The sequence below is a fragment of the Lentzea sp. NPDC006480 genome, assembly GCF_040611995.1.
GTDB lineage: Bacteria > Actinomycetota > Actinomycetes > Mycobacteriales > Pseudonocardiaceae > Lentzea.
The window spans coordinates 1-5,900 of the sequence record NZ_JBEXPJ010000285.1 but is presented as its reverse complement, the minus strand read 5'-3'; the positions used below and the strand labels follow the sequence as shown (position 1 = coordinate 5,900).

The following is a 5,900-nucleotide window of genomic DNA, read 5'->3' as shown; positions in this document are numbered from 1 at the left end:
TCTTTACCCCCCCGGGGCGCGGCCGGGGGCCCCCGCCCGGACCGGGGGGGGGGGGGGGGGGGGGGGGGGGCCCCCCCCCGCGGTGCCGGCCCCCGGGGGCGCGTTTACCCCCGCCCCCGCGACGGGTGAGTTCTGCCATCGTCTTGCCTCCTTCGGATCACTCCTCGGGCGGCGGCGGGTGACGATCAGGCTTTGGGCTTCTCCAGGGTGATCGCGAAGACGTGCAGGCGCGGCCCGCTCGTCTTGGGCAGCGTCACCGACGCGAGATCCTTCGCCGGATCCAGCTCGATCGTCTGGTGGAAGATCGACACCTGCTTCTGCACCGGACCGGCAGGTGTGTGCATCAACGTCGTGGCGACGGGTTCCGACTCGCCGAACTGCGGCCGCTGCTGCCACGCCGTCACCCGGAACCGGACGGGAACCGAGCCGTCGGCGTACCCCAGCGAACCGTCCGCCTCGACGTTGCCGGTGTCGGCGGCCGCGAGCAGGTGCAGCTTCGCGTACCTCCCCGCGGGAACGGCCAGTGTCTGCCCCGCGGCGACGACGTTGTTCTTGCTCGCCTCGTCACCGTTGTGGAACTCGAACAGGATGCTGTCGTCGGTCACCGAGCCGGTCTGCGGCAGCTGCGCGGCCGGATAGGTGTTGCCGGTACCGTCGAAGTCGCCGTCACGGCTGGTGAACTCGTTGGACAGCCCGTCGTTGTCGAACGCCGCGCTGATGTCCACGGGCACCGCGCTGCCACCGGGCGGCAACGCGGGCAGACCCCAGCGCCTGCCGGGTTCCACCACCCGCACCGGCGCGATGGTGAAGTCGCGCTCGCCGCGAGCGTGGATCAAGGCTTCCTGGCCACGACGAAGTTCCAGCTCCACCACGCCGTCGCGCACGCTCCACCGCGAACAGCCGCGCACCTCGATGCGGCCCTCGATGCCCGTCCGGATGCGGCACGGCTGACCGGCCTCGCTGTGCACGCGCACGAACCGCGTCCTGCCGCCCCGCCGCACCGCGCTGACCAGGAACGCGCCCTCGGTGCGGGTGTCGTGGATCGTGACGTCCTGCCACACCGCGGGCACCGCCGGGAAGATCCGGATCAGCCCGCCCCAGCTCTGGATCAGCATGTCCTGCAACGACTTGGCGGCCGACAGAGGCGTCTCGATCACCGGACCTGCCTCGAAGTACATCGTGTTGGGCTGGGCGAACCGGGCGACGAACTCGCGCAGGTACTTCAGCGCCTCGTCGCCGCGGGTCATCTGGGCCGCGATCGACGCGGCGCCGGTGAAGGTGAAGCCGCGCAACGAACCTTCGAAGCTCAGCCAGTGCTTCAGCGAGCGTTCGATCAGGTCACGACGTTCCGGCTGCTCCCAGGTGACCTCGTGCAGCGGGTAGACCGCGAGCATGTGCGAGTAGTGCCGGTGCGACTTGGCGAACGGCACCCCGGCGCCGATCATGAACCCGCCCGCGTTCGTCGGGTACTCGACGAGCTGGTCGAGCACCTCCTGCCACTTCGCCGTCAACGGGTCGTCGATCTTCAGGATGCGAGCGGACTCGATCAACGTCCGGCACGACCAGCGCAGCAGGGCCAGGTCGAAGTTGCAGTCCGGCGCGACGCCGTACTCGGGCGAGTAGGTCGGCAGCAGGTGCAGCTTGCCGTCGTTGCCCTTGCGCAGGAAGTGCAGGTAGTAGTTGGTGGATCGGCGCAGGACGGGGAACACGGTGTCGCGCAGGATCCGCTCGTCCATCGTGTGCCGGTAGCTGAGCCACGCGTTGTGCAGCAACCACGGCAGGTTCCCGATCTCCGGATCCGGTGACGGGTGCAGCGGCGAGCCGACGAAACCCGCGTCCTGGAACGTCGGGTCGGTGCTGCGCCGCAATCCCATCGAGTCGGCGCGGAACTCCGGCCGCAACGCGTCGATCAGGATCTGCTGGTTCTGCGAGATCGTGCGCGGGATCGGGTCCAGTTCCAGGTGGTTCGACGCGAGCACTGCCCAGTACTCCAGCTGGGCGTTGAGGTTGAACCACACCGACGGCCACGGCGTCGGCTCCAGCCACGGCCCGGTGGTGGGCATGATCGGGGCTTCCGCGCGGGCACCCGACGCGAGCTTGTACAGCTGGATCCAGTAGAAGCTCTGCATCAACGCGTCCGGCACGGACACGAAGCTCTTGCGGTAGAAGCGATGCCACCACTGCTGGTGCCGATACCGCAGCATCTCCGGGATCGACGCCTTCGCGACCGCGTCCCTCGCCGTCATCTCGGCCGTGCGATCGGGGAACGAGTGGGCGACCGACAGCAGCAGTTCCGTGCGGCCGCGCGGCTTGGTGATCCGGTACGCCGTCGCCGTCTGGCCGCCCGCGACCATCTCCTGGGTGACGAGCGTGAGCCCGTTCTCCGTGCGCGTGACCGGTTTCGGGTTGAGCGGGAACGTCGCGGGCGGTGGCTCGCGGATGATCCGCGGGCTCATCGCGTCGAGCGCCAGGAACTCCAGCTTGACGTCGCGCTCACCGCCCGAAGGCCGTACTTCCAGGTGCAGCAACGACTTCTCGGCGTGCACGAACGACCTGATCGCCAACGAACCCTGGTCCGTGACGATCTTGCCGCGCAGCTCGGCGTTCCACAGGTCGAGCCGGAGATCAACGCCGGTGATCTTGCCGACGGGCGTCAGCAGCACCCGCCCGACCGGCAGCCGCGCCACTCCCCATTCGTTCCCGAACTGCGGCCGGTGGTCCTGCACCAGAGCGTGGTCGACGGTGAACCGGATCGCGTTCGCCCCCGGCTCGCGGTAAATCGCGGTGGCCAGGAAACCGTTGCCCAGGAACGGACCTTCGTACCAGGCGCGCGGAACCCGTTGCCACACCAGGTCCTGCTCACCGAGGAACCGCTCCCAGTCGATCCGCGTGGCACATCCGGCCGATTCCACCTCCGCGTCAGCACGGACCGGCAACGCCGTGAGCGCCGCCCCAGCCACTACCCCACCGAACAGCCCGCGCCGCGACAGCTCCACAGAACACCTTTCACGTCCGCGGGCGGCTGCGAACAAAGATCGGAGGTGTACCTACGAGCGCAGCCTATGACGGCCCTCACAGCCGGTCAAGACCGGCTAAGCCTCGGATGAAAGCGTTTACTACCGCGATTCAAGACGAGACGGTGGCGATCAACCGGCCACGCCGCGCAGGATGACTCCAGCCGCGAAACCTGGAGGATGCTCATGTCTGTGCGTTCCTACCCGTTCGGCCCGGTGGACGGACTCACGATCGACCCCGAGTACGGCAGGCTCCAGAACGACGAACCCCTCGCCCGCGTCCAGCTCCCGCACGGCGAGGAAGGCTGGCTGCTGACGAGATACGAAGACGTGCGGATCGCGTTGGGCGACAACAGGTTCAGCCTCGCGCAGGCCGCCGTCCGCGACACGCCGCGGATGGGCCCGCAGCGGATGGGCGCGATCCTGACCGACCTCGACCCGCCGGACCACACCCGACTGCGCCGTCTGCTGGCGCACGCGTTCACCGTGCGGCGCGTGGAACAGTTGCGCGCCAACGCCGAGCGGCTCGCCACCGAGTTGCTCGACGACCTGGAAAAGGCGGGCCCACCAGCGGATCTCGTCACCACCTACGCGGTCCCGTTGCCGGGACTGATGATCTGCGACCTGCTCGGTGTCCCGTACGAGGACCGCGACCACTTCCAGGACCTCACCGCCGCGTTCATGTCGGTCACCGCGATGACGGACGAGGAGAAGCTGTCCCGCCTCGGCGAGCTGGCGGGCTACCTGGCCGGCCTGGCCGAACAACGGCGCGCCCACCAGGAAGACGACCTGATCAGCGCACTCGTGGTGGCGCAGGAGGACGGCGACCGGCTCAGCGCCGAGGAGCTGGTGCAGCTCACGGTGTTGCTGCTCGGCGCCGGCTACGACTCCACCGCCGCCCACATCGCCAACTCGGTGTACACGCTGCTGCAGTTCCCCGGCCAGGCCGAACTCCTGCGCACCAACCCAGAGCTCATGCCGGGTGCCGTGGAAGAGCTGCTGCGGTGGATTCCGGCGCAGGAGATCGCGGACATCCTGCCGAGGTACGCGCTGGAGGACGTGGAACTGAGCGGCGGCACGGTGCGGGCGGGCGAGGCGGTGCTGCTCGCCAAGCACGCCGCCAACCGCGACCCGCGCCAGTACGCCGACCCCGACCGGTTCGACATCACGCGCAACGCCAAGGGACACCTGACGTTCGGGCACGGGCCGCACCACTGCATCGGCGCGCAGCTCGCCCGGATGGACCTGCAGGTCGCGCTGACGGCGATCCTCACCCGGTTCCCCGGGCTGCGGCTCGCGGGCGACGTCCGGTGGCGGACCGGCATGGCCATGCGAGGCCCGCTGGCGCTGTCCGTCGCCTGGTAGCGGGTGCGCCTAGGCGGACCGGCTCTGCGGCGCCAGCAGCTCGTTGATCATGTCCAGCGAGATGCCCAGAGCACCCGCCAGCGCTGCAATCGTGAAGAACGACGGCGTGGGAGCACGTCCCGTCTCGATCTTGCGCACGGTCTCCGCCGACAACCCGGCGCGCGCCGCGATCTCGACCATGCTCTTCTCGCCGCGGGCGTCCCGCAGCAACTGACCGAGCCGCCGGCCGCGCTCCCGCTCCGTCGAGGTCAGGGGAATGCGAACCATGGGTGCGGATTCTACGCGAAACAGGCGGGTCCGGTGGCGTGAGAAAAGTCCGTTGCGAGGCCAGCGGATCACGACATAGGTTCGCAGTACACAAGAGAGGAGGTGGTCCAAAGTTGTATAGCAACCGGACTCGTGAGGTGGCTGTCCGCTAGGACCGCCCTCGGTGACGCCTAGTCGTAAACCCAGGCAGCCACCCGACCCCTGGACTTCGAGCGCTGGTCCCGCTCGGCCCGTTCACGCGGGAGTCGTCCAGGGGTTGTCCCATTTCCGCAGGGACTTCTACAGCGACTTCTTCAACACCTTGAGATCACTCACGAACGCGTCGAACGCCTCCGTGAACTTCTCGGCCCGCACCACGGCGGACGGGTGCACGGTCACCCCGACCCGCAGCCCGTCGGCCTCCAGCACCTCACCCCGGTGCTCGGTCAGCTTGAACGACGAGCCGAGCAGGGCCTTCGCCGCCACCGCTCCGAGCGCGACGACTAGCTGCGGCTTCACCACCCGCAGTTCCTCGCGCAACCACGGGAAACAGGCCACCACCTCCGAGCGGCGAGGTGTCTCGTGGATCCTGCGCTTCCCCCGCTGGGTGAACCTGAAGTGCTTCACCGCGTTCGTGAGGTAGACCTCGTCGCGCACGATCCCGGCGGCGTCCAGCGCCTTGTCCAGCAGCCGCCCCGCCGGGCCGACGAACACGTGGCCCGCGACGTCCTCGCGGTCGCCGGGCATCTCCCCCACCATCATCATCCGCGAGGCCCGGATCGGGCCCTCTCCGAAGACCGTCTGGGTGGCGTCCTTGTACAGGTCGCACCCACGGCACTCGGCCGCGGCAGAACGCAGCGCCGCCCAGCCCTTCCCCTCGGGGACGAACTGGGCGGCGGATGCTGTCCTACTTGTCGGACTTGAAGGCATCCTTGACCTTCTCGCCGGCCTGCTTGATGTCGGCCTTCGCGCGCTCGGCGCGGCCCTCGGCCTGCCACTGCTCGTTGTCCGTGGCGTCGCCGACAGCTTCCTTGGCGCGGCCCTTCAACTCTTCAGCCTTGTTGCTGAACTTGTCGTCGGCACCCATGGATCAGGCTCCTTCAGTGGACGTCAGCTACATCGATCGGTTACCCCGCGAGCACCGTGCGAAACAGTTGATAAGGTGATCACTCGCGGTTGAGAACCCAGCCGCTGCAGGTGGGCAGGCTCACCGCTGCCAACGCGGGTGTGGCGGCGGTGCGTCCGGACGACCTGCTCGCCAGGGCTCAGACGATC

The 5,900-nt window shown here is 68.7% G+C and carries 5 protein-coding genes; 1 reads left to right on the top strand and 4 read right to left on the bottom strand.

Features of this window, described 5'->3' with window-relative positions:
• Window positions 1–185: 185 nt before the first annotated feature.
• Complete coding sequence (locus ABZX92_RS44790; RefSeq protein WP_355572130.1) at window positions 186–2,996, bottom strand: Tat pathway signal sequence domain protein; 2,811 nt, start codon at window positions 2,994–2,996, stop codon at window positions 186–188.
• Window positions 2,997–3,200: 204 nt separating this feature from the next.
• Between ABZX92_RS44790 and ABZX92_RS44785 the strand changes: the two genes are divergently transcribed.
• Complete coding sequence (locus ABZX92_RS44785; protein WP_355572128.1) at window positions 3,201–4,379, top strand: cytochrome P450; 1,179 nt, start codon at window positions 3,201–3,203, stop codon at window positions 4,377–4,379.
• Window positions 4,380–4,388: 9 nt separating this feature from the next.
• On the opposite strand, the gene ABZX92_RS44780 is transcribed toward ABZX92_RS44785, so the two are convergent.
• The 3 genes from ABZX92_RS44780 to ABZX92_RS44770 all read right to left on the bottom strand — a co-directional run bounded on the left by ABZX92_RS44780 (window position 4,389) and on the right by ABZX92_RS44770 (window position 5,712).
• Window positions 4,389–4,646, bottom strand: coding sequence for a helix-turn-helix transcriptional regulator (locus tag ABZX92_RS44780; RefSeq protein ID WP_355572126.1), 258 nt, complete (start codon window positions 4,644–4,646; stop codon window positions 4,389–4,391).
• A gap of 279 nt (window positions 4,647–4,925) precedes the next feature.
• The gene (locus ABZX92_RS44775) at window positions 4,926–5,555 is read right to left on the bottom strand and encodes a UdgX family uracil-DNA binding protein (RefSeq protein ID WP_355572124.1); all 630 of its coding nucleotides are present in this window, start codon (window positions 5,553–5,555) and stop codon (window positions 4,926–4,928) included.
• Window positions 5,533–5,712 carry a CsbD family protein gene (locus tag ABZX92_RS44770; protein WP_355572122.1) on the bottom strand — a complete coding sequence of 60 codons (180 nt, stop codon included), beginning with the start codon at window positions 5,710–5,712 and terminating at the stop codon, window positions 5,533–5,535. Before ABZX92_RS44770 ends, ABZX92_RS44775 begins: the two co-directional genes overlap by 23 nt.
• Window positions 5,713–5,900: the final 188 nt, after the last annotated feature.

What these genes read in the sequence shown, in the direction of transcription:
- ABZX92_RS44770 (WP_355572122.1), bottom strand. Translation starts at nt 5,712, where the DNA reads ATGGGTGCCGACGACAAGTTCAGCAACAAGGCTGAAGAGTTGAAGGGC.
- ABZX92_RS44780 (WP_355572126.1), bottom strand. Translation starts at nt 4,646, where the DNA reads ATGGTTCGCATTCCCCTGACCTCGACGGAGCGGGAGCGCGGCCGGCGG.
- ABZX92_RS44775 (WP_355572124.1), bottom strand. Translation starts at nt 5,555, where the DNA reads ATGCCTTCAAGTCCGACAAGTAGGACAGCATCCGCCGCCCAGTTCGTC.
- ABZX92_RS44785 (WP_355572128.1), top strand. Translation starts at nt 3,201, where the DNA reads ATGTCTGTGCGTTCCTACCCGTTCGGCCCGGTGGACGGACTCACGATC.